26 protein-coding genes and 3 pseudogenes are annotated in these 26,763 nt (G+C 71.8%); 11 read left to right on the top strand and 18 right to left on the bottom strand.

Annotated features, from left to right (window positions below; translation table 11 throughout):
* Window positions 1–8 precede the first annotated feature (8 nt).
* On the bottom strand, window positions 9–2,540 hold the full coding sequence (locus N8I84_RS37330) for an ATP-dependent Clp protease ATP-binding subunit (RefSeq protein WP_313884319.1): 2,532 nt from the start codon (window positions 2,538–2,540) through the stop codon (window positions 9–11).
* A gap of 353 nt (window positions 2,541–2,893) precedes the next feature.
* Window positions 2,894–3,883, bottom strand: a complete 990-nt coding sequence (gene mgrA, locus N8I84_RS37325) for an L-glyceraldehyde 3-phosphate reductase (protein WP_263233924.1) — start codon at window positions 3,881–3,883, stop codon at window positions 2,894–2,896.
* A gap of 126 nt (window positions 3,884–4,009) precedes the next feature.
* Here mgrA and N8I84_RS37320 point away from each other — a divergent pair, with 126 nt between their 5' ends.
* Together N8I84_RS37320 and N8I84_RS37315 are read left to right on the top strand one after the other, a co-directional pair.
* Window positions 4,010–4,909: a LysR substrate-binding domain-containing protein gene (locus N8I84_RS37320; protein ID WP_263233923.1), complete on the top strand. Its 900-nt coding sequence runs from the start codon at window positions 4,010–4,012 to the stop codon at window positions 4,907–4,909.
* Window positions 4,910–4,967: 58 nt separating this feature from the next.
* Entirely contained in the window at window positions 4,968–5,483 is a 516-nt protein-coding gene (locus N8I84_RS37315; RefSeq protein ID WP_263233922.1) for a mycothiol transferase, read from the top strand.
* On the opposite strand, the gene N8I84_RS37310 is transcribed toward N8I84_RS37315, so the two are convergent.
* The 4 genes and pseudogenes from N8I84_RS37310 to N8I84_RS37295 all read right to left on the bottom strand — a co-directional run bounded on the left by N8I84_RS37310 (window position 5,465) and on the right by N8I84_RS37295 (window position 8,423).
* Window positions 5,465–6,535, bottom strand: a complete 1,071-nt coding sequence (locus N8I84_RS37310) for an adenosine deaminase (protein WP_263233920.1) — start codon at window positions 6,533–6,535, stop codon at window positions 5,465–5,467. The genes N8I84_RS37315 and N8I84_RS37310 overlap by 19 nt on opposite strands.
* Window positions 6,536–6,606: 71 nt before the next feature.
* Entirely contained in the window at window positions 6,607–6,999 is a 393-nt protein-coding gene (locus N8I84_RS37305) for a VOC family protein (RefSeq protein ID WP_263233918.1), read from the bottom strand.
* 127 nt (window positions 7,000–7,126) lie between these two features.
* Window positions 7,127–8,055: pseudogene (locus tag N8I84_RS37300) on the bottom strand (M48 family metalloprotease).
* Window positions 8,052–8,423, bottom strand: a complete 372-nt coding sequence (locus tag N8I84_RS37295) for a BlaI/MecI/CopY family transcriptional regulator (RefSeq protein WP_263233917.1) — start codon at window positions 8,421–8,423, stop codon at window positions 8,052–8,054. The pseudogene N8I84_RS37300 and the gene N8I84_RS37295 overlap by 4 nt, the downstream one beginning before the upstream one ends.
* Before the next feature lie 176 nt (window positions 8,424–8,599).
* On the opposite strand from N8I84_RS37295, the gene N8I84_RS37290 reads away from it, so the two are divergent.
* Complete coding sequence (locus N8I84_RS37290; protein WP_263233915.1) at window positions 8,600–9,280, top strand: phosphatase PAP2 family protein; 681 nt, start codon at window positions 8,600–8,602, stop codon at window positions 9,278–9,280.
* 95 nt (window positions 9,281–9,375) lie between these two features.
* Here N8I84_RS37290 and N8I84_RS37285 read toward each other — a convergent pair whose 3' ends face one another.
* The 3 genes from N8I84_RS37285 to N8I84_RS37275 all read right to left on the bottom strand — a co-directional run bounded on the left by N8I84_RS37285 (window position 9,376) and on the right by N8I84_RS37275 (window position 11,953).
* The gene (locus N8I84_RS37285; protein WP_263233914.1) at window positions 9,376–9,552 is read right to left on the bottom strand and encodes a hypothetical protein; all 177 of its coding nucleotides are present in this window, start codon (window positions 9,550–9,552) and stop codon (window positions 9,376–9,378) included.
* An 88-nt stretch (window positions 9,553–9,640) separates the two neighbouring features.
* Entirely contained in the window at window positions 9,641–10,546 is a 906-nt protein-coding gene (locus N8I84_RS37280) for an oxidoreductase (protein WP_263233913.1), read from the bottom strand.
* A gap of 42 nt (window positions 10,547–10,588) precedes the next feature.
* Window positions 10,589–11,953: an RICIN domain-containing protein gene (locus N8I84_RS37275; protein WP_263233912.1), complete on the bottom strand. Its 1,365-nt coding sequence runs from the start codon at window positions 11,951–11,953 to the stop codon at window positions 10,589–10,591.
* Window positions 11,954–12,133: 180 nt separating this feature from the next.
* Between N8I84_RS37275 and N8I84_RS37270 the strand changes: the two genes are divergently transcribed.
* Window positions 12,134–13,192 carry an acyl-CoA dehydrogenase family protein gene (locus N8I84_RS37270; protein WP_263233911.1) on the top strand — a complete coding sequence of 353 codons (1,059 nt, stop codon included), beginning with the start codon at window positions 12,134–12,136 and terminating at the stop codon, window positions 13,190–13,192.
* Here N8I84_RS37270 and N8I84_RS37265 read toward each other — a convergent pair.
* From N8I84_RS37265 to N8I84_RS37250, 5 genes are all read right to left on the bottom strand, one after another.
* Window positions 13,169–14,311, bottom strand: coding sequence for an LLM class flavin-dependent oxidoreductase (locus N8I84_RS37265; protein WP_263233910.1), 1,143 nt, complete (start codon window positions 14,309–14,311; stop codon window positions 13,169–13,171). The two genes, N8I84_RS37270 and N8I84_RS37265, sit on opposite strands and share 24 nt — an antisense overlap.
* 113 nt (window positions 14,312–14,424) lie before the next feature.
* On the bottom strand, window positions 14,425–14,592 hold the full coding sequence (locus tag N8I84_RS37260; RefSeq protein WP_263233909.1) for a hypothetical protein: 168 nt from the start codon (window positions 14,590–14,592) through the stop codon (window positions 14,425–14,427).
* Entirely contained in the window at window positions 14,589–15,143 is a 555-nt protein-coding gene (gene ssuE, locus N8I84_RS37255; RefSeq protein ID WP_263233908.1) for an NADPH-dependent FMN reductase, read from the bottom strand. Before ssuE ends, N8I84_RS37260 begins: the two co-directional genes overlap by 4 nt.
* 302 nt (window positions 15,144–15,445) lie before the next feature.
* Window positions 15,446–15,523, bottom strand: a complete 78-nt coding sequence (locus N8I84_RS43260) for a putative leader peptide (protein ID WP_390899076.1) — start codon at window positions 15,521–15,523, stop codon at window positions 15,446–15,448.
* A 297-nt stretch (window positions 15,524–15,820) separates the two neighbouring features.
* Window positions 15,821–16,009: a hypothetical protein gene (locus N8I84_RS37250; RefSeq protein ID WP_263233906.1), complete on the bottom strand. Its 189-nt coding sequence runs from the start codon at window positions 16,007–16,009 to the stop codon at window positions 15,821–15,823.
* Window positions 16,010–16,166: 157 nt separating this feature from the next.
* Between N8I84_RS37250 and N8I84_RS37245 the strand changes: the two genes are divergently transcribed.
* The 5 genes from N8I84_RS37245 (at window position 16,167) to N8I84_RS37225 (ending at window position 21,552) form a co-directional block, all read left to right on the top strand.
* Window positions 16,167–17,696: an SDR family oxidoreductase gene (locus tag N8I84_RS37245; RefSeq protein ID WP_263233905.1), complete on the top strand. Its 1,530-nt coding sequence runs from the start codon at window positions 16,167–16,169 to the stop codon at window positions 17,694–17,696.
* Window positions 17,697–17,754: 58 nt separating this feature from the next.
* Window positions 17,755–19,131, top strand: a complete 1,377-nt coding sequence (locus N8I84_RS37240; RefSeq protein ID WP_263233904.1) for a cryptochrome/photolyase family protein — start codon at window positions 17,755–17,757, stop codon at window positions 19,129–19,131.
* Window positions 19,132–19,256: 125 nt separating this feature from the next.
* Window positions 19,257–19,697: an SPW repeat protein gene (locus N8I84_RS37235; protein ID WP_263233902.1), complete on the top strand. Its 441-nt coding sequence runs from the start codon at window positions 19,257–19,259 to the stop codon at window positions 19,695–19,697.
* Between the two features lie 97 nt (window positions 19,698–19,794).
* Window positions 19,795–21,015: a phosphotransferase family protein gene (locus N8I84_RS37230; RefSeq protein ID WP_263233901.1), complete on the top strand. Its 1,221-nt coding sequence runs from the start codon at window positions 19,795–19,797 to the stop codon at window positions 21,013–21,015.
* A gap of 6 nt (window positions 21,016–21,021) precedes the next feature.
* A complete protein-coding gene (locus tag N8I84_RS37225) occupies window positions 21,022–21,552 on the top strand; it encodes an ATP-binding protein (protein ID WP_263233900.1) in 531 nt (176 codons plus the stop codon).
* A gap of 130 nt (window positions 21,553–21,682) precedes the next feature.
* On the opposite strand, the pseudogene N8I84_RS37220 reads toward N8I84_RS37225, so the two are convergent.
* Window positions 21,683–21,898, bottom strand: a pseudogene (locus N8I84_RS37220) (amino acid permease); the annotation flags it as partial.
* Between N8I84_RS37220 and N8I84_RS37215 the strand changes: the two are divergent.
* Window positions 21,873–22,070: pseudogene (locus N8I84_RS37215) on the top strand (sugar kinase); the annotation flags it as partial. The pseudogenes N8I84_RS37220 and N8I84_RS37215 sit on opposite strands and share 26 nt — an antisense overlap.
* A 76-nt stretch (window positions 22,071–22,146) precedes the next feature.
* On the opposite strand, the gene N8I84_RS37210 reads toward N8I84_RS37215, so the two are convergent.
* Window positions 22,147–23,607, bottom strand: a complete 1,461-nt coding sequence (locus N8I84_RS37210) for an immune inhibitor A (protein ID WP_263233899.1) — start codon at window positions 23,605–23,607, stop codon at window positions 22,147–22,149.
* Window positions 23,608–23,888: 281 nt separating this feature from the next.
* Here N8I84_RS37210 and N8I84_RS37205 point away from each other — a divergent pair, with 281 nt between their 5' ends.
* Window positions 23,889–24,155 carry a GlsB/YeaQ/YmgE family stress response membrane protein gene (locus N8I84_RS37205; protein WP_263233898.1) on the top strand — a complete coding sequence of 89 codons (267 nt, stop codon included), beginning with the start codon at window positions 23,889–23,891 and terminating at the stop codon, window positions 24,153–24,155.
* A gap of 490 nt (window positions 24,156–24,645) precedes the next feature.
* Here N8I84_RS37205 and N8I84_RS37195 read toward each other — a convergent pair whose 3' ends face one another.
* Window positions 24,646–25,422 carry a GNAT family N-acetyltransferase gene (locus tag N8I84_RS37195; protein ID WP_263233897.1) on the bottom strand — a complete coding sequence of 259 codons (777 nt, stop codon included), beginning with the start codon at window positions 25,420–25,422 and terminating at the stop codon, window positions 24,646–24,648.
* Window positions 25,423–25,526: 104 nt separating this feature from the next.
* Window positions 25,527–26,381, bottom strand: a complete 855-nt coding sequence (locus tag N8I84_RS37190) for a GNAT family N-acetyltransferase (protein WP_263233895.1) — start codon at window positions 26,379–26,381, stop codon at window positions 25,527–25,529.
* Between the last annotated feature and the right edge of the window lie 382 nt (window positions 26,382–26,763).

Genomic DNA, 26,763 nt, shown 5'->3' with positions numbered 1-26,763 from the left:
GCGGCGCACTAGGAAATGGGTCCGGGCCAGCTCGGAGGCTCCTCCTCGGTGTCCTCCGGGCTGCCGCCCGGCGTTCCCTGCTCCTGGGGCGCCGCCTTCGCCTTCAGGCTCAGGCTCAGTTCACCGTCCACGACGTCGACGACGACGGTGTCGCCGGGGTTGAGCGTGCCGTCGAGCAGCATGTTCGACAGCCGGTTGTCGAGTTCGGTCTGGATGGTGCGGCGCAGCGGCCGGGCCCCGTACTCCGGCTGGTAGCCGCGGTTCGCCAGCCACTCCTTGGCCGTCTCGGTGACCTCCAGGCCGATCTTCTGGGCGTGCAGCCGGCGCCGGCTGCCCTCCAGGAGCAGGTCGACGATGCGCACCAGGTCCCGGCGGCCCAGGGCGTGGAAGACGATGACCTCGTCGATCCGGTTGAGGAACTCCGGGCGGAAGTGCGCCTGGAGTTCCGCCGTCAGGTCGTCCCTGATCTCGTCGATGTCGCCGTGGTGGTCGAGGATGTGCTTGGAGGCGATGTTGCTGGTCATGATGACGACGGTGTTGCGGAAGTCGACCGTGCGCCCCTGCGCGTCGGTGAGCCGTCCGTCGTCCAGGACCTGCAGCAGCAGGTTGAACACGTCACGGTGGGCCTTCTCCACCTCGTCGAAGAGCACGACGCTGTACGGCTTGCGGCGCACCGCCTCGGTGAGCTGGCCGGCCTCCTCGTAGCCGACGTAGCCGGGCGGGGAGCCGATGAGCCGGGAGACGGTGTGCTTCTCCTGGAACTCGCTCATGTCGAAGCGGATCATGCGGTCCGGGTCGCCGAAGAGCAGTTCCGCGAGCGCCTTGGCGAGTTCCGTCTTGCCCACGCCGGTGGGGCCGAGGAAGAGGAAGCTGCCGGTGGGCCGGTTCGGGTCGCCCATGCCGGCCCGGCCGCGGCGCACGGCCTGGGCCACGGCGGTGACCGCGTCGTCCTGGCCGACGACCCGCTCGTGCAGGACCTCCTCCAGTTTCATCAGCCGGTCGCGTTCGGTCTCGGTGAGCTGGGAGACCGGAATACCGGTACGGGCGGAGAGGACTTCGGCGATGTCGTCGGGGGTGACACTGGGCGTGGGTCCTCCGCCCTCGCCGACCGAGTCCAGCCGCTCCTCCAACTCCGTGATCTCCCGCTTGAGTCGGCTCGCGCGCTCGAAGTCCTCGGTGCTGACGGCCTCGTCCTTCTCCCGGCGCAGCCGGGTGAGCCGGTCCTCGAGGTCCGCGGCCTCCGCGGAGTCCCCCACACTGCGCAGTCCGACCCGGGCTCCGGCCTGGTCCATGAGGTCGATCGCCTTGTCGGGCAGGAAGCGGTCGCTGATGTAGCGGTCGGAGAGGGCGGCGGCGGCGTCCAGCGCCTCGTCGGTGTAGCGGACCTGGTGGTGCGCCTCGTAGGCGTCACGCAGTCCGCGCAGGATCTCGACCGTCTCCTCGACGGTGGGTTCGGGCACAATGACGGGCTGGAAGCGGCGCTCCAGTGCGGCGTCCTTCTCGATGCGCTTGCGGTACTCGTCGATGGTGGTGGCGCCGACCACGCTGAGGTCGCCCCGGGCCAGCGCGGGCTTGAGGATGTTTCCCGCGTCCATGGATCCCTCGCCGGTGCCGCCGGCGCCGACGACCGTGTGCAGCTCGTCGATGAAGAGGACGACGCTCTTCTCGGCCCCGGTGACCTCGTCGACGACCTTCTTCAGCCGCTCCTCGAACTGACCCCGGTACTGGGATCCGGCGACGAGTCCGGCGAGGTCGAGGGAGACCACGCGGCGGTCCTTCAGCGCCTTGGGGACCTCCCCGGCGACGATGCGCTGGGCCAGCCCCTCGACGATCGCGGTCTTGCCGACGCCGGGGTCGCCGATCAGCACCGGGTTGTTCTTCGTGCGGCGGGAGAGGACCTCGATGGTCTGCTCGATCTCGGCCGCCCGGCCGACCACCGGGTCGAGGTGTCCGGCGCGTGCCTCGTCGGTGAGGTCACGCCCGTACTCGTCGAGCGTCGGTGTGTCGGGGTGGCCGCCCGTCTCCCGCGACTGCCGGGGCGCGCCGCCGAGCGCGCCCGGGGTGGCTCCCTCACTCCTGAGGGTCCGGGCCAGCGGGGAGCGCGGATCGTCCAGGATCGCGGCGAGGATGTGCTCGGGGCCGATGTAGGAAGCGCCGGCCGCCTGGGAGCGGGCGTGCGCTGCGAGCAGGGCGCGTTTGGCCGCCGGCGTCAGCGCGGGCTCACCGGTACCGGTCCCGGAGGGCAGGGATTCCCGCAGGTCGTCGGCGAGCTTGCCGGGATCGGCGCCCGCCTGCTCCAGCACCTGGCGCGCGGCCGGTACCTGGGTCGCGGCCCACAGCAGGTGGACGGTGTCGAGATCGGACCCGTCCTCGGCCGCCCGTGTCCCGGCGGTGGCGAGCAACTCGTGCGCGGAGTCGCTGAGGAGACGTCCGATGGGGACACGTTGGACGGCCGGCGGTGAGGTCGCCGGACTCATGCCGAAGAACCGGTTGAACAGTTCGGAGAACGGGTCTCCTGACCCGAAGGGTGAGATCGTCACGATGGACCACCCGTCCGCGGCCGACACGGCCGCGTCGCCCGCCGTAGTCGAATGCCCGTACCTCCCCAGTCTTGGACACGCGGAACGGCCCCTCAACCGCAGGGCCTGCCGTGAAACCGGGCGATTGGGAACGGGATGCGGGGGTACGCGGCGCCGACGCTCGGCGGCCGCTGGTGACCGAGGACACGAGGCCGCGGGCGGGTCCGGCGCGCTCCCCTGCGTCCTCGGTACGTGCTCGCCCGGAGGCGGCCGCCCGTCTCCGGGAGCCGGGCGAAGGCCCACGGCTTGATCGCTGGACGGCCGCATGGCGCGGCGGCAGGGTGCCACCCGCCGCCGGACGCCTCGAGGTCACCTCACTCCTGGACGAGCGCGTCGATCCGCGCCAGCTCCTCGGCGTCGAAGTCCAGGTTGCCGATCGCCGCCACACTGTCCTCCAACTGCTGCGGGCTGCTCGCACCGACCAGGGCGGAGGTGACCCGGCCGCCGCGCAGCACCCAGGCCAGGGCCATCTGGGCCAGGGACTGGCCGCGGGACTTGGCGATGTCGTCGAGGGCGCGCAGCCTGCCCACCAGCTCCTCCGTGACCGCGTCGGAGTTGAGGAACGGGCTGTCGCTCGCCGCGCGCGAGTCCTCCGGGATGCCGTCGAGGTATCGGGCGGTGAGCAGGCCCTGCTCCAGCGGCGAGTAGGCGATGGAACCGACCTGGAGTTCGTCCAGGGTGTCCAGCAGCCCGTCCTCGGGACGGCGGTCCAGCATCGAGTAGCGCGGCTGGTGGATCAGCAGCGGGGTACCCAGCTCGCCGAGGATGCGGGCGGCCTCACGGGTCTGCTCCGGGGAGTAGTTGGAGACGCCGACGTACAGCGCCTTGCCCTGCTGGACCGCCGAGTGCAGGGCGCCCATCGTCTCCTCCAGCGGAGTGTCGGGGTCCGGGCGGTGCGAGTAGAAGATGTCGACGTAGTCCAGGCCCATCCGCTTCAGGCTCTGGTCGAGCGACGACAGCAGGTACTTGCGCGAGCCCCACTCGCCGTACGGCCCGGGCCACATCAGATAGCCGGCCTTGGTGGAGATGACCAGCTCGTCGCGGTACGGCGCGAAATCCGCCTTCAGCGCCTCGCCGAGGGCGGACTCGGCGGCGCCGGGCGGCGGGCCGTAGTTGTTGGCCAGGTCGAAGTGTGTGACACCGAGATCGAAGGCGCGGCGCAGGATGGCGCGTTGGGTGGCGACCGGGCGGTCCGGGCCGAAGTTGTGCCACAGGCCGAGCGACAGCGCGGGCAGCTGCAGGCCGCTGCGTCCGGTGCGGCGGTAGGGCATGGCCTCGTAGCGGTCGGGATGGGCGGTGTACAACGCGACTCCAGAGGGGTTGGCGCACGGGTGAACGGTTCCGGGGAACCGGTCACCACTCTCGCCCTGCCTGCTGGCAGTGGTCCAACAGAAGAATTTGATGGAATTCAGCGGATACGCTTCTCAATCATGGAACTGCGCCACCTCCAGCACTTCGTCGCTGTCGCCGAGGACCAGCACTTCACCCGGGCAGCGGAACGCCTCATGGTGTCCCAGTCGGGCCTGTCGGCGTCGATCCGGGCGCTGGAGCGGGAGCTGCGGGCCCCGCTGTTCGTCCGCACCACCCGTCGGGTGACCCTGACGGAGGCCGGGCGCGCCCTGCTCGGCGAGGCGGAGCGGATCCTGGCACAGGTCCGGGCGGCGCACGAGGCGGTGGCCGCGGTGCAGGGCGTGCTGCGCGGCACACTGGCGCTCGGCACCGAGCAGTGCATCCCGGGAGTGCATGTGGCCGGGCTGCTCGCGACGTTTCGGCGGCGCCACCCGGATGTGGAGATCCGGCTGCGGCAGGCGGGTTCCGGCGCGCTGGCCGAGGAGGTCGCCGCCGGGCGGCTGGACCTGGCCTTCGCCTACCGCACGCAGGCGGACACCGACCAGCTGCGGTCCATGCCGCTGACCAGCGAGTCGATGACGGTGCTGTGCCATCCGGACCACCGCCTGGCGTCGCGCGGAGCGGTGCTCACGCCCGAGGACCTGGGCGGGGAGGTCTTCGTGGACTTCCACCCGGACTGGGGGCCGCGGCGCACCACCGACGCGGCGTTCTCCGCGGCGGGCGTACGGCGCACGGTGGCCCTGGAGGTCAACGACGTGCACAGCCTCCTCGACCTGGTCGACGAGAACCTGGGCATCGCGGTCGTACCCCGGCACTTCCGGCACAAGCGTCCGTCGCTGACCGCGCTCCCCCTCAAGACCGCGACCGGGCCGGAGTACGAGACCGTCGCCCTGCTGCCACCCGAGCGGGCCACCGGACCGGCGGCCCGGGCGTTGATCACCCTGCTCGACGTCGAGGGACTGGCGTCGCCACCGCCGTGACGCGCAGGGGAGCCGGGATCCGGACGCATGACGGGCGGCGATGCGCGATGGTGGAGCCATGCATGCCAAGGACATCCTCATCGACGGCTACGGCCGCATCCGGGAAGAAGTCCACGCCGCCGTCGACGGCCTGGATCCGGACGACCTCAACGCCCGGCCCACCGCCGACACGAACTCCGTCGCCTGGCTCGTCTGGCACCTCACCCGCGTCCAGGACGACCATGCCGCCGACGCCTTCGACCTGGACCAGGTGTGGCTGTCACAGGGCTGGGAGAAGCGTTTCGGCCTCGATCTGCCGCGCCACGACACCGGGTACGGGCACAGCCCCGCGAAGGTCGCCAAGGTCCGGGTGGACTCCGGTGACCTGCTGACCGGATACTACGACGCCGTGCACGAGCAGACCCTTCAGGCCCTGCGAGGCCTGGCCGCCAAGGACCTCGAGCGCATCGTCGACGAACGCTGGGACCCGCCGGTCAGTCTCGGCGTTCGCCTGGTGAGCGTCCTGTCCGACGATCTGCAGCACGTCGGACAGGCCGCCTACGTACGGGGACTGCTTCAGAGCGCGGCCTCGTAGCCGGGCAGGACCACGTCCCGGATGAGGGCGCTGCGCTCGTCGAACGGGATGAACGCGCTCTTGACCGCGTTCACCGTGACGGTGCGCAGGTCCTCGAGGGTCCAGCCCGCCTCCTCGACCAGCAGGGACATCTCCCGGGTCATCGTCGTGCCGGAGACCAGACGGTTGTCGGTGTTCAGGGTGACCCGGAAACCGAGGTCCTTCAGGGCGGTGATGGGGTGCTCGGCGATCGAGGTGGCGGCGCCGGTCTGGAGGTTGGAGGTCGGGCACATCTCCAGGGCGACGCGGCGGTCGCGCACCCAGCCGGCCAGGCGGCCGAGCTTTCCGTCCACGATGTCCTCGGTGATGCGGACTCCGTGGCCGATGCGCTGGGCGCCGCAGACCTGGAGGGCCTGGTGGATGCTGGGCAGGCCGTGCGCCTCGCCCGCGTGGATGGTGAAGGGGACGCTCTCGCTGCGCAGGTGCTCGAAGGCGGCCAGGTGGTCGGCGGGCGGGAAGCCGTCCTCGGCGCCGGCGATGTCGAAGCCGAGGACACCGGCGTCACGGTAGGCGACGGCCAGGTCCGCGATCTCACGGGTCCGGTCGAACATGCGCATGCCGCACAGCAGCGTGCCGACGCGCACCGGGGTACCGGCGGCCGCCGCCTTCGCCATGCCGGCGGCGAGCCCCTCCTGGACGGTCTCGACGACCTCGTTCAGGGTCAGCCCGCCCTTGACCATCAGCTCGGGGGCATAGCGCACCTCGCCGTAGACGACGCCGTCCTCGGCGAGGTCGAGCACGTACTCCTCGGCGGTGCGCAGCAGGCCCTCGCGGGTCTGCATCACGGCGAGGGTGTGCTCGAAGGTGGCTATGTAGCGCACCAGGTCGCCGGAGTTGGCTGCGTCGTAGTACCAGGCGGCCAGTTCGCCGGGGTCGGTGGTGGGCAGGGTATGGCCGACCTCCCGCGCGAGCTCGACAACGGTCGCGGGGCGCAGGCCGCCGTCGAGGTGGTCGTGCAGGACGGCCTTGGGCAGGCGGCGGAGGGTGTCGGTGTCGATGCGCGGGGCGGTCATGTGCGGTGATTCCTCGACGGGTTGTTCTTCAGTGGACTCGGCGGGTTGCTCTTCGGGGGATCGGCCAGGGACTACTCGGCGGGCTGGAGCAGGTCCCAGCGGTTGCCGTACAGGTCCTGGAAGACGGCGACCGTGCCGTACGGCTCGTGCCGCGGCTCCTCCAGGAAGGTGACACCGGCGGCGGTCATCCGGGCGTGGTCGCGGGCGAAGTCGTCGGTGTGCAGGAAGAAGCCCACGCGCCCGCCGGTCTGGTCACCGACCCGGCCGCGCTGCGCCTCGTCCTTGGCCCGGGCGAGCAGCAGACCCGTGCCATGTCCGTCGGCACCGGGCTCGACCACGACCCACCGGGACCCGTCGCCCCTCGGCTCGTCGGCCACGAGCCGGAACCCCAGGGCGTCGGTGTAGAAGCGGATCGCGGTGTCGTAGTCGTCGACGACGAGGGTGACCAGGGCGATGCGTCTCATGGGGCCTTCCGGGTGCGGCGTGCGGCGCGGGAGCAGGGGCGTTATACGTAACACGTAGCGTACGGCATACCGCCGAGCACGCCGGTGTGGGCTGCGCCACCCCCGGTCGGACTCAGTGGCGGTGCAGTCAGTGCGCCTCTTCGCCCTGGGCGACCTCGACCTCGTGGTGGAAGCCGATGACGCCGGTCGCCGAGGCGCAGGCGGACACGGCCGCGCAGGCGACGAGGAGGGCGGCGATCGAGCGGGCGGCCCGGTGCGGGGCGCGCGGGGCGGCCAGGAGGGCGGCGACCCGCTGGGGCACGGGTCCGGCGGTCGCGGCGGGCAGGAAGGCGGGCCGTTCGTCGGGGGTGGTGCGGGTGGCGAGGGCGGCGCGGCCGATCGCCCGGGCGGTCAGCCGCCGGTCGCCGACCACGACGGCGGCGGCCTCATCGGCGGCGCGCTCGACCGCGAGCCGGATGACCGGCACCACGCACCGCAGCGCGGGTGGCACAGCGCGGCCAGTTCGGCTACCGCGAGGAAGTAGTGGTGCCCGGCCGCGTTGTGGGCCCGCTCATGCGCGAAGAGTGCCTCGCGCTCGTCGGGGCTGAGACTGCGCAGCATCCCGGTGGTGACGACGATGCGGTGCGGTCGCCCGGGCAGCGCGTACGCGTCCGGGCGTGGGGAGTCGATCACACACAGGTCGCCCGCGGCGGTGCGGCGGTCCGCCTCACTGGTGGCGGCGCGGAACGCCCGGGCCTGCCGCAGCACGGTACGGCACAGGGTCCACAGGCACACGGCGAGCCCACCGACCGAGAACGCCGCCGCCGGCACGACGAACAGGTCCGAGCCGGCGCGCAGCGGGCGGACCAGGTCACCGAGCGCGGCGAACAGCGGCAGCTCCAGCAGCCCGGTGAGCACGAAGGCGCCGAGCGCGGTCAGGGAGCAGCACGCGAGGACGATGGTGCAGCAGGTCACCACCCACAGCGCGGCCCGGGGTGCGAGCCGCTCGAGGGCGCGCCGCGCCAGCGGGGGCATCACGAACGGCAGTGCGAGCGGGAGGAGCAGCAGGAAGGTCACTGCTCACCGGATTCCAGCAGGTCCCGCAGGACGCGCTCGTCGTCTTCGCTGAGCTGGGCGACGAAGCGGGCCAGCACGGTGTGCCGGTCGCTGTCCCGGTCCAGTTCGGTGTGCATGCGCCGCGCGGTGAGCCCGTGGGCGTCCTGGACGGGGAAGTAGGCGTAGCCGCGGCCTTGGCGGCGACGGTCGACGATGCCCTTCTCGTGCAGCCGGGACAGGATCGTCGTGACCGTCGTACGGGCGAGACCGACGCCGAGGCTCTGCTGCACCTGACCAGGAGTCTGGGGCGCGTCCGCGGCCCACAGGGCGGCCATGACGCCGGCTTCCAGCTCGCCCGGCGGGCGGCGCTCGTCCTTCGCTTCGGCCATGGAACCTTCCTCACCCCGGTTTTCGTCTACATTCCTGTAGACCGTCTACAGAAGTGTAGTCTTCGCGGGTCCGGCCGGGCCGGATCCGCACGTCCATTATGAAAGGGGCTCACTCCCATGGGCGCCGTACCGCGCACCGCACCGCCGTACCCGGTCCCAGCACCGGGGCCGCGGTCGTGAGGCGGGCGGACACGGCCGACCTCGCCGGTTCCACGGCGCTCGGCGCCCTGGCGGCGTTCGTGCTGCTGGCGCTGACCGTGACCGGGCGCGGCGGCGCCCCGCTGTTCGGCGACACGGACCTGCTGCACTGGTCGCTCGCCCACCGTCCGCCCGTCGCGGTGGCCGCGGCGCGCGCGGTGACGTACACGGGGACCGGATTCGTTCCCTACCTCCTGGCCACCGCGGCAGGTGTCGTGATGGGCCGCACGGCGCGCCGCGGCGTTCTCGCCGCCGCTGCGTGCGTCGCCTGTCTGGCCGTCGGCCAGACCGTGCGGTACGCGGTGATGACGCTGGCCGCGCGTCCGCGCCCGGCGCGCACGGACTGGGTCACGCACGCCTCGGGCTGGTCGTTCCCCTCGGGCCATACGACGACGGCCGCGCTCACCGCGGGGCTGCTGGCGCTCGCGATCCTCGTCCGTGCCCCGCGCGGCAGAGCCGGCCTCGTGGCCGTCGTGCTCACCTGGGGCGTCTCGGTCGGCCTGACCCGTGTGTATCTGGGGGTGCACTGGTTCTCCGACGTCCTGGGCGGCTGGCTGCTCGCCCTGTGCTGGCTGAGCCTGTGCGCGTACGCCGCCGCCCGGCTGGCTCCACGGACGTTCGCCGAAGCCACGGAGCCGGTGCGGTCCCCGGCGTCCTGAAAGGTGCGGGACGCGCATGGCGCTTCGCTGCCTCCCGCTCCCTGACGCCCACGCGGTGCCCCGGCCGATGACGGCCGGGGCGAGGTGTGCGCCGATCAGTTGGGGGACGACAGGTCGATCCAGATCTTCCGGATTTTGCGGCCCGAGGTCTCCACGTACACCGTGCGCTTGTCGGCCGCCCCGCACTTGCCGGCGGTCTCGACGAACTCCTTGAGATCTCCGATGGTCAGGTCCCGGTTCTTCCCGTCAAGAGAGTGCTGATGCTCTGGCATGGAACTCAGCATGCGGTGCCGTCGCTCTCCTGTCATCAGGGCCGCCGCCTGCCCGACGAGCCGCAACGGCCGGGCGAAGGACCGACGTTCACTCTCCCTCTCGGTGCAGCGCGTCCAGACGGGCCATCTCCTCGGCGGTCAGGCGCAGCGCGCCCGCCGCCACGTTCTCCACCAGGTGGTCCGGGTTGCCGGTGCCCGGGATGGCCAGGACGTGCGGGCCCTGCTGGAGCGTCCACGCCAGGCGGACCTGGGCGGGGGTGGCGCCGTGGGCCCGTGCGATCGCGTCGACCTCGTCAACCTCGTCACCGGACGGGCCACTCTCGGCGCCCTTGCCCGCGATGGCGAAGAACGGCACGAAGGCGATGCCCTGTTCGCCGCAGATCCGCACCAGTTCGTCCGCTTCCGGATCGGGCCGGTGGAGCCCGTACTGGTTCTGTACGCACACCACGGGCGCGATCGCCTGCGCCTCGGCGAGGTGGCGGGCCTTGACGTTGGATATGCCGAGGTGCCGGATCAGCCCGGCCTCGCGCAGTTCGGCGAGCGCGCCGAAGTGCTCGGCGATGGAGTCCTGCCGCATGCGGCGGAGGTTGACCACGTCCAGGTGGTCACGGCCCAACTGCCGCAGGTTCTCCTCGACATGGCCGCGCAGCTGGTCGGGCCGGGCGGAGGTGCCCCACTCCCCCGAGTAGTCCCGGTAGGGGCCGACCTTCGCGACGATCACGAGGTCGTCCGCATACGGCGCCAGCGCACTGTTGATGATCTCGTTCGCGGAGCGCAGCGACGAGAAGTAGAAGGCGGCCGTGTCGATGTGGTTGACACCGAGTTCGATCGCCCTGCGCAGCACGGCGATCGACTGCTCGCGGTCGCTCGGCGTCCCGAGGTGGAAGGCGGCGCTGCCCGTCAGCCGCATCGCGCCGAAGCCGACGCGGTGGACGGGCAGGTCGCCGAGTTTCCAGGTGCCCGCGGCGTCCGCGGTGATCGTCTGTGAGGTCATGGGTGGATCATGCACATACTCCGGGGCTCCGGCGCACGCCCTTCAGGGATACGTGTACGTGTTCAGGGTGCTGACGGCGGAGGCCGGGTCTCCGAGGTCATAGCGGTCCACGGCCAGGTAGTTGGGCTTCTTGCGGGCGGCCGGCTGGCAGAACCGCTGGGCGCGGTCGGTGAGTTTGGTGTTGTCCGTGCGCGCCGTGGACGTGATCGTCGCGTCCCGGAAGTGGTTCATGACGAACAGCGGGCGGAAGCCCGGTTCGGTGCGGGTCAGCGGAATGTTCGTGTTCGCGTCGTACCAGCGGCTGTGGCAGGACCAGTCGGAGGTGCCGATGCCCGAGCCCATGGACCAGTAGTTCTCGACGGTCCAGTCCTTCTGGTACATCACACCGAAGCTGTCACGGGTGAGCCCGGCCGCCTCGTCGGAGGAGCGGCTGTGGTCGGTGAAGATCAGCAGTCGGTGGTTCGCGGCGATCAGATCGGCCATCTTCGGCCAACCGTTCTGCTTCACTCCGCTCCGGTCGGGCCGGTAGAGGACGTCGGGCAGGCCGCTCACCCGGGCCAGTTCACCGCGCAGGACGCCCGGGTCGACGTAGTCCTCGAGGAAGACGGTGATGAACTGATCGGGGTGGGCCTTGAGGAAGTCCACCATCCGCTGGACGTCCACCCACAGGGCGACCGGACGGCTGACCAGGGTGCAGCTGTCGTGGCAGAGGATCGCACCGTCGGGGGTCTGATGGATGTCCAGCATGAAGCCGCGGACGCCGTCGGCGAGTTGCTGGTCGATGCCGCGCGCCTGGTTGGGTACGAGGTTGACGAAGGGCGGGGCGAAGCCGCCGTCGACGCCGTTGGCGTAGGCGTTGTGCGCGGTGAGGAAGGTGACCTGGTCGAGGGTGCGCCGGTCGGCGGACGGCATGGGACTGGTGGGCGAGGTGACCGGGGTGAGGTACCAGGAGGCGAGGCCGCTCGCGGAGCCGATGGTGAGCTGGGCGGGGTAGTCGGCACCGGAGGCCTTGGCGGCCACGGTCAGGTAGCGGTCGCTTCCGGGCGCCTTGAGTGTGTACTGGTCGTCTCCGGCCTGCGTGATGTCCCAGGCCGCGTCGGCGCTCGCGCAGGCGACGGTGCGGGCCTGGTCGCCCGAGCGGCCGAGGCAACTGCCCGCCGTGTCGGCGCTTTCCAGGACGTACGAGGATCCGCTCGCTCTGAGGTTCCACTGCTGGTGGTCCTCGTTGCCCTTGGGGTTGGCCTGTTCGACGGCTCCCCCGTGGTCGGCCGCGTTGAGCCCGGTCGTGACGCTCTGGACGTAGTAGGCGCCGGCGGAGGGAAGCGCGGCGGCCGCATGGGACGGAGAAGCCACGGTCGCCGCGGCCAGCACGGTGGCCGCGGCGAGCAGGGCGTGGGGGGTTCGCATGACGTGACCCTTCGGTCGAGGATCAGGATGGTCAGGTGCATGACACCACGCCAGGTGGCCGGCCGTCAGGAGGGGAGACGTCCACGGGGTCAAATCCGCAGCCATGTGACCGGCATGACTCGACGGCACTGCGCGCCGTCCTGCGCGAACCCGGCTGCCGCGCATCGGAGAATCGTCCTCATGACCACCACAGCGCACCCTCTCGTCGCCCGTGCCCGACAGCTCGCCGCCGACGTGCTGGCGCCTCAGGCGGAGCGTGTCGACCAGGAGGGCGTGCCCGTGAGCCACATCGAGGCCGTCAAGCGGTCGGGACTGCTCGGAGTGAGCGCCCCGGTCGAGTACGGCGGCTCGGGCGCGCCCGCCGCGGTGGCCCGGGAGACCGCCGAGATCCTGGCGGGGGCGTGCTGCTCGACGTGGTTCGTGCAGACCCAGCACCACACCCCGGTGCTGACGCTGGCACAGAGCGAACTGCCCGTGCGGGAGCGGCTGCTCGGCCCGCTGGCGCGCGGGGAGCTGCTGTCGGGGGTGGCGTACGCCCACCTGCGGTCGTATCCGCGCGTCCCGGTGCGGGTCACGCGCGAGCGGGGCGGGTGGCGGTTCGAGGGGACCGTGCCCTGGTACACCGGGTGGGGCCTGAACGACGTGATGCTGCTCGCCGGGGTGACCGACGCCGGCGAGGCGCTGTTCGCCTTCACCGAGGCGCGCGACCAGCCGGGGCTGCGGGCGTCGACGCCGCTGCGGCTGGCGGCGCTCACCGCCGCGCGCACGGTCACCCTGGAGCTGGACGGGCTGTGGCTGCCGGAGGAGGCGGTGGCACTGCGGACGCCGTACGAGCGGTGGGCCGCCGCGGACCGGCCCAAGACGGTGAACACCTCACCGGCGGTGTTCGGTGTGGCACAGGCGGCGCTCGGTCTGCTGGACGAGGACACCGCAGAGCCCCTGCGGGCCCGGCTCGCCGAGGTGAGGGGCCGCGCCTACGCCTTGGCCGACCAGGCGGCCCCGCACGAACGCCTTCAGGAGCGGCTGGCGCTCAGGACGCAGGCGTACGAGGTGCTGCGCGCGGCCACCACAGCGGCGGTGGTGGCCGGCGGGGGGCGCGCGATGATGCTGACGAGCGCGGCCCAACGGCTCGCCCGCGAGGGGATGTTCCTGCTGGTGCAGGGCCAGACGGCCCAGTCGCGCCGGGCGCACCTCGACCACCTGGCGGCCCTGGGTTCAGCTCGCGAAGGGGACCTGTGAGGCCAGGGCGTCCCGCGTCCTGGACGGATGCCGCCACAGCCCTTCCGCCGCCAGCCTCGGCAGCACCCCCTCCCCGAACCAGTACGCCTCCTCCAGATGCGGATACCCGGACAGCACGAACTCCTCGATGCCCAGCGCCGCGTACTCCTTGATCCGCTCGGCGACCTCCTGGTGGCTGCCGACCAGCGCCGTGCCCGCGCCGCCGCGCACCAGGCCGATCCCCGCCCACAGGTTGGGGTGGATCTCCAGGCCGTCCCTGCTTCCACCGTGCAGCGCGAGCATCCGCCGCTGCCCCTCGGACTCGCTGCGGGCGAGCCCGGCCTGCACGGACGCCACGGTCTCGGGGTCGAAACCGTGGAGCAGCCGGTCGGCCTCGGCCCACGCCTGCTCGGAGGTGTCGCGGGTGATCACGTGCAGCCGGATACCGAACCGCAGGGTCCGGCCCTCCGTCGCGGCGAGCGACCTGATCCAGGCGACCTTCTCGGCGACCTGGGCCGGCGGCTCGCCCCACGTGAGGTAGACGTCGACGTGCCGGGCCGCGATCTCCCCCGCGACGGGCGACGACCCGCCGAAGTACACCTCGGGGACCGGGTCGGGCACCCGGGCCAGCTTGGCGTCCTCGACCTGGAGGTGCTCGCCGTGCAGGTCGACGGTCTTGCCTTCCCACAACTCCCGTACGATCTGGAGGAATTCACCGGTACGCCGGTACCGCGCGTCCTTGTCCAGGAAGTCGCCGTAGGCGCGCTGCTCGCGGCTCTCGCCTCCGGTGACGACGTTGAGGAGGAGACGTCCGCCCGTCTGCCGCTGGAAGGTGGAGGCCATCTGCGCGGCGAGGGTCGGCGAGACGGAGCCGGGGCGGAAGGCGACCAGGAACTTAAGGCGCTCGGTGTTCTGGCTGACCATCGCGGTGGTCAGCCACGCGTCCTCACACCAGGCGCCGGTAGGGGTGAGCGCTCCGACGAAGCCGAGGGCCTCGGCGGCGCGGGCGATCTGGGTGAGGTAGGCGACCGTCGGCGGCCGGTCCCGCCCGGAGGCGGTCGCCGGGGTGCCGTGGCCGCCGCCGACCACATGGCGGCTGTCTCCGTTGGTGGGCAGGAACCAGTGGAAGGTGAGGGACACGGGGGTCTCCGTTCAGCGGGTGTCCGTGGGTGCAGGTCGTCGCGCGGCGGCCTCGTGCGTTCCACATGTCCGGCCGACGTGCTGGATGTTTCGGGCACTGGCCAGTACCGGGATCAGCCGGCGAACAAGTCACCGGTGGAGTACCGCTTCCCGCCGCGGAGGCCGTACGAGCCGCCGAGCCGGACTCCAGTCGGGTGAGGATGTGCCCCGGTCCGCAACTCGTCGGCCAGGTCGGCGGCGAGGGCCTCGGCGTCGTCGGCGACCCCATGCGCGGTGGTCATCCCGCCACGGCCAGGGCAGGGCTGCTTCCGAGGGCCACCGAGAACTGGTCGACCACCTGCAGGAGCGCCTCGGTGGCGGCAGGCGCGATGGCCAGGGAGCCGTCCTCGTGCACGGTGATGTCCTTGTCGAGGGTGAACCAGCCCTGCACTATGTGGGCCGCTCCCATGGAGTTGAGGACCGGGCGCAGGGCGTAGTCGATGGCGAGCACGTGGGCGGTGGAGCCGCCGGTGGCCAGCGGGAGCACGGTCTTGCCGGTGAGCGCGTACTGCGGGAGCAGGTCGAGCAGCGCCTTGAGGACACCGGAGTAGGAGGCCTTGTAGACGGGCGTGCCGACGACGACTCCGTCGGCGCGGACGAACAACTCGGTCGCCTCGACGATGGCGGGGTGACGGAAGTCGGCGCCGAGCAGGGCCTCGGCGGGAACGGTACGGATGTCGAGCGGGATCACCTCGTGGCCCTGCGCGGTCAGCCGCTGGTCCAGATGGCGCAGCAACCGGTTGGTGCGGGAGGAGGCGGAGGGACTGCCGGAGACGGACAGGACAGTGGCCATGGGGTCCTCTTTCGGGAGGGAGGGCGCCTGCGTGTGGGAGGCGCCCGTCGATGGACGGCGGGCGGCGGTCAGGCGGGGACGGCCACGTCGGAGGGGACCCGGCAGGCGAATTTCACGGGTGCTGCGGGCATGCGGGAACTCCTGTTGCGGATGGTTCGCGGAATACGTTGAACTCCGGATCCACGGGGGTGAAAACGTCCCTGAATTGATCCGGTGTCAGGAAAGCACCGGGCACACCTGCGGCATGGCGACAGGGGCGGTGCGGGAAAAGGAGGGGACGGCGGATCCGGCAGGAACGGGGATCACGCCGTGGGGCAACAGGAGGCGCTGGAGACGCGCGCGAGGTCGACGTGGCGTCGCCGCGTGAGGTCCAGTCGCATGTTCATGTCGTCGATCGTGGCAGCCGCCGGATGGGGCAGTCAAGGAAATCCGGACCGTTCTCGCATCGCGGACCATTGAATTTCACGACGGTGTGACGGGGAAACCCTTGAACGACTTTCGCGGCGGTCCGCACTCCGCGCGGCGGTGCACGAAGGGAACGACGGGAATATGCCGCGGCCTCGCCGACCATGCGTCAGGTCGCGTGCGGAAAGCCGACTTTGACGTGAGTCGGCGGCGTGGTGGCCGACTTCAGGGGGCGGTGGGCGTCGGCACGCTCACACCGCCGCCCGCCCCTCTCAGTCGTCGTCGCGGGCCGGGACCACCACGAGGAACGCGTCCGACTTCAGATCCATGACCACCTTGGCGGGCTCACCCTCGGCGCGGCGCTCCGCCGCGTACTCCTCCGCCGGCCACGATCCGCGCGGAGATCCCGCAGGAAACCTCTCCAGCACCTTCGCGCCCATGGGGGTCGACACCTCCAGCATCGATCATCGACTCGAACCGACAACTTCCTGCATGTCGCCTGCCCGGAAGGGACGACGATATGTCTCTCTCGCGGAAAACATCCCTTCGCCGCATCCAGAAGCACTCGTTCTGTGGAAGTGATCGCTGAGACGACTTCGACGCGAGGGAGCCAGGCGGATGAACGGAGGCCGTGCCGGGCCGGGGCTGCGCTGCCTGGTGACCGGTGCCACGGGATACATCGGCGGCCGGCTCGTCCCGGAACTGCTGGCCGCGGGGCACCAGGTGCGCTGCCTGGCCCGTTCCCCGCAGAAGGTGAGCGGCCACCCGTGGGCCGCCGAGGTCGAGGTGGCGGCCGGAGACGTCACGCGGGCCCGGTCCGTGGCCGACGCACTGCGCGGCATGGACGTCGCGTACTACCTGGTGCACGCACTGGGCACGGGCCGCGACTTCGAGGAGACGGACCGCGCGGCCGCGCGGATCTTCGGGGAGCAGGCCCAGGCCGCGGGTGTGCGGCGCATCGTCTATCTGGGCGGTCTCACCCCGGCCGACGTGCCCGAGCGTGAGCTGTCCCCGCATCTGCGGTCGCGCGCCGAGGTCGGCCGCATCCTGCTGGACTCCGGCGTCCCGACCACGGTGCTGCGGGCCGCCGTCATCATCGGCTCGGGCTCGGCCTCCTTCGAGATGCTGCGCTATCTCACCGAGCGCCTGCCCGTCATGGTCACCCCGCGCTGGGTCCGCACCCGGATCCAGCCGATCGCGGTGCGGGACGTGCTGCGCTTCCTGGTCGGCAGCGCGACGATGCCGTACGACGTCAACCGCGCCTTCGACATCGGAGGGCCGGATGTGCTGACGTACCGGGACATGATGGTCAAGTACGCGGCTGTCGCGGGCCTTCCGCGCCGCGGCATCGTCTCCATCCCGGTCCTGACCCCGCGCCTGTCGAGTCTCTGGATCGGCCTGGTGACCCCCGTCCCCCCGTCGATCGCACGGCCGCTCACCGAGTCGCTGCGCCATGAGGTGGTCTGCCGCGACCGCGACATCGAGCGGTACGTTCCCGCCCCCGCGTCAGGTCCGATCGGTTTCGACGAGGCGGTCCGGCTGGCCCTGCAGCGCGTGCGCGACGCCCAGGTCACCACCCGCTGGTCGTCGGCGTCGCCGCCCGGGGCGCCGAGCGACCCGCTGCCGACCGATCCCGACTGGGCGGGTGGCAGCCTCTACACGGACCGGCGCGAACTCGTCGTCGACGCCTCGCGCGAGGCCCTGTGGCGAGTCGTCGAGGGCATCGGCGGCGAGAACGGCTGGTATTCCCTCCCTTTGGCCTGGGCCGCACGGGGCTGGCTCGACCGGCTGGTCGGAGGCGTCGGGCTGCGCCGGGGACGACGCGACGCACAGCGGTTGCGGGTCGGCGACTCGCTGGACTTCTGGCGGGTGGAGGAGATCGAACCCGGGCATCTGCTGCGCCTGCGGGCCGAGATGCGGCTGCCGGGCCTCGCCTGGCTGGAGCTGTACGTCGAACAGGACGAGAACGGGCGGACCCGGTACCGCCAGCGGGCCCTGTTCCATCCCCACGGGCTGCTCGGTCACGCCTACTGGTGGGGCGTCTCCCCTTTCCACGCCCTCGTGTTCGGAGGCATGGCGCGCAACATCGCGCGGGCCGCCGCGAGGGCGCCGCGCACCGGTCCGGCCGAGCCCCGGCCCACCCAGTGATGTCCGCGCCGACGGCGAACGGACCGCGGCCGGCCCTCTCTCCCCCGGAGTTCACGTCATGCATGTCTCGGTCGTCCTGTTCACCTCCGACCTGCGTCTGCACGACCACCCGCCGCTGCGGGCGGCCCTGACCCGCCCCGGACAGGTGGTGCCGCTCTTCGTGCGCGACCGGGGAGTGGCGGCCGCCGGATTCGCCGTTCCCAACCGGCTGGCCTTCCTCGCCGACTGCCTGCACGACCTCGACGCGGGGCTGCGCGCCCGGGGCGGGCGTCTCGTCGTCCGGTCCGGAGACGTGGTCGACGAGGTGTGCCGGGTGGTCACCGAGGTGGACGCGGCCGACGTTCACGTGGCGGCGGACGTCAGCGCCTACGCGCAGCGACGCGAGGCGCGGCTGCGGCGGGAGCTGGAGGCCCAGGGGTGTCGGCTGTGGGTGCACGACACCGTCAACTCGGTCGTGCCGCCGGGGACGGTGGCCCCGGCCGCCTCCGACCACTTCGCCGTCTTCAGCCCGTACTTCCGGCGGTGGTCCGGACAGCGGCTGCGCGACACGTCGGACGCGCCGCGTGCCGTGCGGGTGCCGGACAGCGCCGGATCGGAGGAACTGCCCGTACGCGAAGGTCGTGCGGCGGTCTCGGAAGGGCTGCCCGCCGGTGGCGAGACGGAGGGCAGGAAGCGGCTCACGGCGTGGCTGCGCGGTGGCCTCGCCGCTTACGGGGACCGGCAGGACGACCTGGCGGGCGACGCCACCTCCCGTCTGTCACCGCATCTGCACTTCGGCACCCTCTCCCCCGTCGAGGTCGTCCACCGGGTGCGGCAGGCGGGCGGCCCGGGCGCCGAGGCCTTCGTACGGCAGATGGCGTGGCGGGACTTCCACCGTCAGGTGCTCGCCGCGCGGCCGGACGCGGCCACCGCCGACTACCGCACGCGAGGGGACCGCTGGCGGTCCGAGCGCGCGGCGCGCGCGGACGTCGAGGCGTGGCGGGAGGGCCGTACGGGATATCCGGCGATCGACGCGGCGATGCGACAGCTGCGCCGCGAGGGGTGGATGCCGGGCCGGGCCCGGCTGCTGGCCGCAAGCTTCCTCACCAAGACCCTGTACGTGGACTGGCGCGTGGGAGCGCGCCACTTCCTGCGGCTGCTGGTCGACGGCGACGTCGCCAACAACCAGTTGAACTGGCAGTGGATGGCCGGAACGGGCACCGACACCCGGCCCAACCGGGTCCTGAACCCCGTCGTCCAGGCCAGGCGGCACGACCCGGACGGCGCGTACGTGCGCCGCTGGGTGCCCGAACTCTCCGCGGTCGAGGGGCCCGCGGTGCATGAGCCATGGCGCCTGCGGGGCGGGGAACGGGCCGCGTGCGGCGCCTACCCGGATCCGATCGTCGACCTGTCCGACGGCCTGGCCCGCTTCAGACGAGCCCGCGGACTGGACTGAAATGCCCATACCGCCCGAGCCCTACACATAAAGAAAAGATAAGAGCACAATGAGCGTACGCGGCTCTCCGCCGCATTCCACCCCGGATGCGGTCAGGCCGTGCACAGTCGAAGGAGAGACCAGTCATGGCTGACGTCTCACACAGCAGAGGGGACATGGCGACCCACCCCGATGTCTCAGAAATGCGGACCCGCTACGCCCGCATGCTCGGCGGTCGCGATGTGGCACTCGTGGACGGACCGGTGTTCCTGCTCGGTCTGTACTGCGCCGCATCCCCGTGGATACTCCACTACACGACCAGTCAGCCGCCGCTTGTGACGCACAACCTCATCATGGGGATCGCGTTCGGCCTGCTGGCCCTCGGATTCACCATCATGCCGGAGAGGATGTACGGCCTGAGCTGGGCCATGTGCGCGATGGGCACATGGATGATCATCTCGCCGTGGATCGTCGGCACCGGCCCGGACACCGGAGTCGTGGTCAACAGCATCGTCGTCGGCGCACTCGCCGTGGTGCTGGGTGTCCTCTGCGCGGGCGCGGCGGCGAAGAGTCCGCCTCGCACGTGACGGGAACCTGTCGGCCGGTCCGCGGCCGCGGACCGGCCTCATGGCCCGGCGGAATAACCGTTCGCCCGGGTCCCCCATCGAGCCGCACACTGGCGCGATGAGTCGAACCGTCAGTGCTTGGCTGACGTCCGGCGAGGACGTCCTCGGTGTCACCGGACCGTTTCCCGTGGACGTTCCCTGGTGGTCGGAGGTCGAGCAGGTCGTCGGGCGGCTGGAGGAGGTGCTCGGGGTCCCGGTGACGGTGCTGCGGCTGCTGACGGTGGACGGCGGCGAAGGCGGACGGGACGGCCACGCCACCTACCACGTGGAGGCGTGGGGGCGCCCGGCGTCCGGGCTGCTCGGTCAACGGGCCGCTCCGGAGGGGTTGTTGGCGGGGGACGCGACCCTCCGCATGCCGTGGGCACGTGTGGACGGACTGCGGGAACTGCTCGACTGGGGCGTCCGTACGCTCCAGGATGCGGGACGCCCCGTCACCGGCCGCGTCGAGCAGCGGCGGACCTGGAATCTGGCGGGGCTGTTCCGGCTGCCCACCGCGTCCGGACCTGTCTGGCTCAAGGCGACACCGCGCTTCGCCGCCGACGAGGCGGCCGTAGCCGACGTGTTCGCGCGGGTGGACGCGGGGCTGACGCCGGCGGTCGTCGGCCGGGGCGAGCGGCGGATGCTGATGGAGCACGTGCCGGGCGAGGACTGCTGGGGGGCGTCCGCCGACACGGTGACGGCGGTGATGCAACGGTTCGTGGCGGCCCAGGCCGCGATCGTGCGCAGCCGCCCCGCCGCGCTCCGGGACTGGCGCGTCCCGGTGCTCGCGGCCCGGGCGCAGGCGCTGCTCGACGGGCCGGTCGGGGCGGAGCTGGATGGTGACGAGAGGCAGGCCGTGCGGGACCTGGCGGCCCGCTGGCGGCAGCTGGAGGACTGCGGTCTGCCCGACACGGTGGTGCACGGCGACTTCCATCCGGGCAACTGGCGCAGTGACGGCGGCCGTCCGGTCGTTCTGGACTTCGCGGACGCCTACTGGGGCAACCCGGTGGTGGACGGCCTGCGCGCCGTCGACCACCTCCCCGAGGCGGCCCGGCCTGCGGCGGCCCGGGCCTGGGCCGCCGCCTGGGCGGCGCACGCCCCGGGAAGCGCCCCGTCCCGCGCCCTCCGTCTCGCCGAGCCGCTCGCCCATCTCATGCACGCCATCCGCTATCAGGAGTTCCTCGACGGTATCGAGGCCTCGGAGCGGCCCTACCACGAGGGTGATCCGGTGACGGTGATCCGCAGGGCGGTGCGCGCCGTGCGCCAGCCGAGCCCGTTCCTCGCGGGAGCCGGGGTCTGAAGGGCGATGGATCACGCGGAAGCGCTGCTCATCGGTGGACGCGCCGGTGTCGGCAAGACGACGGTCGGCTGGGAGGTGTCGGCACGGCTGCGGGCCGCCGAAGTCGCCCACGCCGTGATCGACGGCGACTTCATGGGACAGGTGCACCCGGCGCCGGACGGTGATCCCCACCGCGCCGAGATCACCGAACGCAACCTCACCGCCGTGTGGCGGAACTACGCCTCGCTCGGCTGTCGGCGGCTCGTCTACACGAACACGGTCAGCGTGCTCGACGAGTCCGCGGGCATGTTCCGGCGGGCGATGGGCCCGCAGGCTCGGCTCGTCCGTGTGCTGCTGACCGCGGCCGACGACACGATCGCCCTCCGACTGAAGGGCCGTGAACTCGGGTCGGAGCTGGAGCAGGAGCTGCGCGCCAGCACGTACAAGGCGCGGCTGCTGGACGCGCGGGCGCCCGTCGACACCGTGCGGGTGGCGACCGACGGGCGTGACGTCGTCGACATCACGCGAGAGGTGCTGGCCGCCACCGGGTGGGTGTGACTCCGCCGTCGAATGGAGGCGACTCACGACTGCGACCGGGGGGACCCTGCCATCGGGCGATCCCCACCCGGGGGTCAGGCCACCGAGGGTGCCCCTTCCCCAGGGGGTGTGGCTCCGCCCCGTCCCGTTCTCAGGTGCCCGCCGGTTCCGCGTCCGCCAGCGCGGTCCTGACGTACTCCTCCCTGATCTCCTTCGGGCCGAACGGCCAGACCTTCTCCAGCCGGGCCCACACCACGAACGCCATGCAGCCGAGCGCCAGCCAGGCCAGGGGCCACTCGATGGGGTGGCGGCCCGGGGAGTTCTTGTCCGCGTAGCCGTAAGTGCTGGGCGGCGGTGTGGGCCACAGCGTCGACCTGCTGTTGCGTCCCGTGCGGGAGACGCTGCGCACCCTCACTCCGCTGCGCCCGAGGATCGCCCCGAGCGGGCTGGGCGAGGACGCGGTGCTGCTCGGCGCGCTGGCGACGGCGCTCGGCACGGCCCGGGACGTGGTGTTCGAGCGCAGGTCCGCCACCTCCTGACCGGCTCCGGACGGCCGGCGGCAGACCACCGCGGTAAGGGGGTGGGCCCTTTGCGACAGGCCCACCCCCGTGCGGCTCAGCTCACGTTGAGCGCCGTGTCGTCGAGGACGAACGACGTCTGGAGGCTGGAGCCCTCGGTGCCGGTGAACTTGAGGGTGACGGTCTGTCCGGCGTAGCCCGCCAGGTCGAAGCTGCGCTGGGTGTAACCGCCGGCGGCGTTGAGGTTGGAGTACGTCGCCAGGGTGCTCAGGACCGTGCCGGAACTGTTCAGTAGCTGGACCTTGAGCGTGTCGTACGCCGTACTCGTGGTGGTCTCCGCCGTGTCGATGTGCAGGTAGAAGCTCAGGGTGGCGGAGGTGCAGGCGGACGGGACGGTCACCGTCTGGGAGAGGGTGTCGGTGTGCGCGGAGCCGTAGCCGTCCAGCCAGGCGTAGTACGAGCCCGTACGGGGCGACTCGCTGCCGGAGTTGGTGATGACGCCGCTGCTGGTGGTCCAGGTGGTGCTGCCGGACTCGAAGCCGTTGTTGCCGAGGAGCTGGGCGGCGGTGCAGGAGGTCGAGCCTCCGCCGCCGGTTCCGCCGCCGCTGCTGCCGCTCGCTCCGGACAGCCATTCGGTGGCGTTCAGGGCCAGGGCGGCGTTGGTGGCGCCGGAGTCGTTCCAGCCGTCGTACAGCGTGTTGCCGGACTGGCCGGTGCCGTCGTCGATGGGTGAGCTGTCGCCCCAGAAGGCGACCCGGCCGCTGCCGAAGGCGGACGTCAGGAAGAAGGCGCCGGTGTTGCCCGAGTAGCCGCTGCGGTAGAGCAGACCCTTGACGGAGGAGTTGTCGGACGGCTTGAGCGTGGCGGTGGTCCCGTTGGCGATGAGGCTCTTGGTGACGGTGCCGAAGGAGCCGTGCAGCACCGGGTCGGTGCTGTCGCTGATCGCGGCCGGGTAGCCGGAGGTGATGTTCAGCGAGTCGATGGAGAAGCCGAACGGATCGGTGGAGTCGACACTGTTGTTGGTCATCAGGTCGTTGAGGATCTCGACCGCGTCGTAGCCGTCGTTGTTGCGGTCGGCGCCGGTGTGGTCGGAGATCATGAACAGTCCGCCGCCGTTCTTGACGAAGTTCATGATCGCCGTCTTCTCGGCGGTGGTGAAGAGGGTGTTCGGTTCGGGCAGGACGAGGGTGTCGAAGTTCGTCAGGTCCAGCGAGGAGGAACCGCCGTAGCTGAGGCTGGAGCCCGACGGCAGTGTCTTGAGGCTGTAGTTGCCGGTCTTCTGCAGGGCGACGCCCCAGGAGGAGAGGGCTCCGGTCCAGTCCGTCTCGGCGGACGGCGTGGAGTCCTGGCCGAGCGGGTCGGGCTGGCTGGTGGAGATGATCCAGTCGGCGTTGCCGGCGGTCTCCGCGTGCGCGTTGTCGAACAGGACGCGGTGCGGGGTGGCCGCGTGGGCCTCGGTCGCGGCCGTGGTGGCCTGGACGGCGGTCCCCGTGGCGAGCAGGCCGCACACGGTGAGGACCGTGGCGAGTCTGTGGCGGGGCCTGGTGAGTCCGAGCATCCGGCGAACCTCCATGGGGAGTTGGGGAGAGGAGCGGTTGCGGGTGCCAGTCTGCGCGCGTAGAGCTCCGTCGCGGGTCTGCGCGCGTAGAGTTCCTTCATACGCCGCCCGTGCGACGGACTGTTGAACGGTACATGGCAGGACGGGGCCCGGTCATGAGAACGCCCTCCTGGCAGGCCGAGGATTGACCCTCCATTGACCCGCGATTGAAGCGAACAGGAGTGTTGCCACGCAGAGCGGGCACATGTCGTACGACAGACGCTTCACAAAGAGGGGCGGAGATGGAGATCTCGGGCATCATCAGTGCCATCGTCATCGGGCTCATCATCGGCGTCCTGGGGCGGCTCGTCGTCCCCGGACGCCAGCACATCGGCATCCTGTGGACGATCGTCGTCGGCATCGTGGCAGCTTTGATAGGCGCCGGGATCGCCTCCGCGGTCGGCGTGGCCGACACCAAGGGAGTGGACTGGATCGAGTGGCTCATCCAGATCGCTCTGGCGGCACTCGGCATCGCGGCGCTGGACCGGGCGAAGACAGCTCATCGCTGAACGGTCCATCGCTGACCGGTTCGTCCCGGGGTACGCGCCCCTGGACGCGGAGCCGCATCACCAACGGGGCCGATCGGGCCGGCGCCAAGCCCGATCGGCCCCCTTGCGCGTGGTCACCCCGGTCGCCGGGGCTGCGGTTCTCCGGGTCTGCGAGTCTCCGGGCTTCCGGGCCTCCGGGCCTCCGGGCCTCCGGGCCTCCGGGCCTCCGGGCCTCCGGGCAAGCGTCGGTCGCGGCCGCGGCGGGCGCGCTGCCGGACGGCTCCGCGTCGCGGGCCCGCCTGCGCGCCCTCGCGGCGGCCGTCCGGGACCGGGCGATCGCGCAGCCGCCCCGCCATCCGCTGGTCGAGGGCACGCCGGTGCCAGGCTGCACCGCCCCACCCGACACCTTGGACGGCGCCCGTGCGGGGCTCGGCCGTTCCTGCCCTGCTTCACCGACGCCCGGCCGTCGACGGCGGTGCCGCCGCTCGCCGTCAACGGCTCCCCACGCCGGCTAGGGCTTGTACACGTAGGGCGTCGTGGTGGTCAGGGGTTCGAAGCCGAGGCGGGTCAGGATCGGACGGCTCTGGTCGGTCGCGTCGACCTGGATGTAGCGGTAGCCGCGGGAGGCCGCGACCTCGGCGCGGTGGGCGACCAGGGCACGGTAGAGGCCTCGGCCCCGCCAGTGGGGGACGGTGCCGCCGCCCCACAGTCCCGCGAAGCGGGTGCCGGGGACCAGTTCCAGACGGGCCGAGCTCACCGGTTCGTCGCCCGCGAGGGCCACCACGGCGACGACGTCGTCCCGGTCACCGGCGAGCCCGGCGAGAAGCTGGTGGCGCAGCCGGGTGCCGTCCGTGCCGAAGGCCTTCTCGTGGACGTCCGTCACGAGGTCGACGCCCGCCGGATCGGTGACCGGCACGATCCGAATGCCGTCGGGCACCTCGACGTCGAGGGTCAGGTCGGCCGCCTCCGCGACCATCAGTGTCTCCTCGGGCTCGGGGGTGAACCCCGCCGCCCGCAGCCGCTCGCCGAGATCCACCGGGAGGTCGTGCCCGTACAGCTTCCATTCGAACTCGCGGCCGAGCCCGGTGAAGTACGCGACCTGCTGGGCGATCGCGGTGTCCGCCGTGGTCTCGTCCAGGTCCGACCAGACGACTCCGTTCCAGCCGTGCGGCGGGCCGGTCCGGCGGACCACCGCCGTGTCCCGCTCGATGCGGGCACCGGGCTCGTCGGGCCGTGCGCCCTCCCGCATGTCCCGGTCGTACAGGGCCAGTACGGCAGCGTGATCCATGGCTCACTCCAGCGTCCGGGGCAGGTGCTGGAACCGTAATACATCGTGACCATGGGGCGTTCGGCCGCCCTTGCACCGGCGCGTCCACCGACGTGGGGCGCGAACTAGCCGAGTTCCAGGGTGGTCACCCCGTACACGCGCTCCTCGGCGAAGGATCTGACCGGTCCCGTGTACATGCGCGCTGTTTCGAACGACGGGGTGAGGCCCGCGCGTTCGGCGAGGGCGACGGCCGCCGTGTTCGGTTCGGGCACGTCGACGGCGATCTCCCGTCCCGCGGCTTCGGCGGCCAGCGCTGCGAAGAGGGCGTCGGCGTCCTCGGCGCTGTCGGCGAACAGGGGCCCGATGCGCAGCGCGTCGCGGGCGGGCCGGATCACCGCGTAACCGGTGAGGCGGCCGTCGCCGGGACGGACGAAGACCCGGTGGCCGGGGGTGGTGAGCCAGTGCTTCAGGAAGCCGGGGCGGTCGGCGGGACAGCAGGCACTGTCGTACGCCGCGATGGCGTCGAAGTCGGCCCTCTCGGCCGGGCGCACGCCGGACACGGACTCCCCGGTGGGGACGGCTCCGGTGAACCGTACGGTGCGGTGGGCCGCTTCGAAGCCGGAGCGGCGGTAGTTGTCCTGCTGGGCGACCACGCCGTCGAGGCCGACCGTACGGTCGCCGGCGTGGGCCAGCCCCGTCTTCCAGGTGGTCAGTCCCAGGCCGCGACCGCGCAGGTCCGGCCGTACGAGGTAGCAGCCGAGGAAGGCGTAGTCGGCGCCGTAGGTGACGACGGAGACCGCCGAGACGGGCTCGCCGTCGAGCCGGCCGATGAAGAAGCCCTCGGGGTCCTGGGCGAAGAAGGCGGCGCCGTCGGACAGACCGGGGTTCCAGCCCTCGTCCGCGGCCCAGCCGCTGATCACCGGCCAGTCGTCGAGCGTGGCCCGGGTGACGACCAGGTCATCGGGACCCGCAGAGCTCATCGTCGCGCTTCCTTCCATGGGGGGTCGGGCACGGCGGAGGGACCCGGCCGCGCCGCCAGCATCCTTCCCGATCCGGGGGACGTGCGCCAGCGTGGGCCCGCTGATCCATGGCTCAGCCAATTCCCTGTCCATGGGCGGACGTTGAGGAAGCAGGCTGGGAGCGCCTGGTTCACCCGTGAGGGCGTCCACCGCGGCCTCGTGTTCCATGGCGGACGGTGACGCGACGGCGTGGGAGCACGCCGTTCTTCGGTGCGACCCGACCGCACTCGGTCCGCATCGGCACCGAGGGTGCCGAACGCCCCGCCGCCTGTCGGTGCGGCGGGGCGTTCCGCTGATGCGCTCGGGTCGGTTGGTGACCCGGCAGGCAGAGTTCGCCTGTCAA

Origin of the sequence: Streptomyces cynarae (assembly GCF_025642135.1) — a bacterium.
GTDB classification, from domain to species: Bacteria; Actinomycetota; Actinomycetes; order Streptomycetales; family Streptomycetaceae; genus Streptomyces; species Streptomyces cynarae.
This window is presented reverse-complemented; position numbering and strand designations above follow the sequence as displayed.

Excerpts from the sequence above, each read along its gene's own strand:
- N8I84_RS37315 (WP_263233922.1), top strand. The coding sequence starts at position 4,968 with ATGCATGCCAAGGACATCCTCATCGACGGCTACGGCCGCATCCGGGAA.
- N8I84_RS37270 (WP_263233911.1), top strand. The coding sequence starts at position 12,134 with ATGACCACCACAGCGCACCCTCTCGTCGCCCGTGCCCGACAGCTCGCC.
- ssuE (WP_263233908.1), bottom strand. The coding sequence starts at position 15,143 with ATGGCCACTGTCCTGTCCGTCTCCGGCAGTCCCTCCGCCTCCTCCCGC.
- N8I84_RS37245 (WP_263233905.1), top strand. The coding sequence starts at position 16,167 with ATGAACGGAGGCCGTGCCGGGCCGGGGCTGCGCTGCCTGGTGACCGGT.
- N8I84_RS37310 (WP_263233920.1), bottom strand. The coding sequence starts at position 6,535 with ATGACCGCCCCGCGCATCGACACCGACACCCTCCGCCGCCTGCCCAAG.
- N8I84_RS37285 (WP_263233914.1), bottom strand. The coding sequence starts at position 9,552 with ATGCCAGAGCATCAGCACTCTCTTGACGGGAAGAACCGGGACCTGACC.
- N8I84_RS37235 (WP_263233902.1), top strand. The coding sequence starts at position 19,257 with ATGGCTGACGTCTCACACAGCAGAGGGGACATGGCGACCCACCCCGAT.
- N8I84_RS37230 (WP_263233901.1), top strand. The coding sequence starts at position 19,795 with ATGAGTCGAACCGTCAGTGCTTGGCTGACGTCCGGCGAGGACGTCCTC.
- N8I84_RS37205 (WP_263233898.1), top strand. The coding sequence starts at position 23,889 with ATGGAGATCTCGGGCATCATCAGTGCCATCGTCATCGGGCTCATCATC.
- N8I84_RS37250 (WP_263233906.1), bottom strand. The coding sequence starts at position 16,009 with ATGCTGGAGGTGTCGACCCCCATGGGCGCGAAGGTGCTGGAGAGGTTT.
- N8I84_RS37260 (WP_263233909.1), bottom strand. The coding sequence starts at position 14,592 with ATGACCACCGCGCATGGGGTCGCCGACGACGCCGAGGCCCTCGCCGCC.
- N8I84_RS37195 (WP_263233897.1), bottom strand. The coding sequence starts at position 25,422 with ATGGATCACGCTGCCGTACTGGCCCTGTACGACCGGGACATGCGGGAG.
- N8I84_RS37225 (WP_263233900.1), top strand. The coding sequence starts at position 21,022 with ATGGATCACGCGGAAGCGCTGCTCATCGGTGGACGCGCCGGTGTCGGC.
- N8I84_RS37295 (WP_263233917.1), bottom strand. The coding sequence starts at position 8,423 with ATGGCCGAAGCGAAGGACGAGCGCCGCCCGCCGGGCGAGCTGGAAGCC.
- N8I84_RS37280 (WP_263233913.1), bottom strand. The coding sequence starts at position 10,546 with ATGACCTCACAGACGATCACCGCGGACGCCGCGGGCACCTGGAAACTC.
- N8I84_RS37305 (WP_263233918.1), bottom strand. The coding sequence starts at position 6,999 with ATGAGACGCATCGCCCTGGTCACCCTCGTCGTCGACGACTACGACACC.
- N8I84_RS37320 (WP_263233923.1), top strand. The coding sequence starts at position 4,010 with ATGGAACTGCGCCACCTCCAGCACTTCGTCGCTGTCGCCGAGGACCAG.
- N8I84_RS37210 (WP_263233899.1), bottom strand. The coding sequence starts at position 23,607 with ATGCTCGGACTCACCAGGCCCCGCCACAGACTCGCCACGGTCCTCACC.
- N8I84_RS37240 (WP_263233904.1), top strand. The coding sequence starts at position 17,755 with ATGCATGTCTCGGTCGTCCTGTTCACCTCCGACCTGCGTCTGCACGAC.
- N8I84_RS37190 (WP_263233895.1), bottom strand. The coding sequence starts at position 26,381 with ATGAGCTCTGCGGGTCCCGATGACCTGGTCGTCACCCGGGCCACGCTC.
- N8I84_RS43260 (WP_390899076.1), bottom strand. The coding sequence starts at position 15,523 with ATGCGACTGGACCTCACGCGGCGACGCCACGTCGACCTCGCGCGCGTC.
- N8I84_RS37275 (WP_263233912.1), bottom strand. The coding sequence starts at position 11,953 with ATGCGAACCCCCCACGCCCTGCTCGCCGCGGCCACCGTGCTGGCCGCG.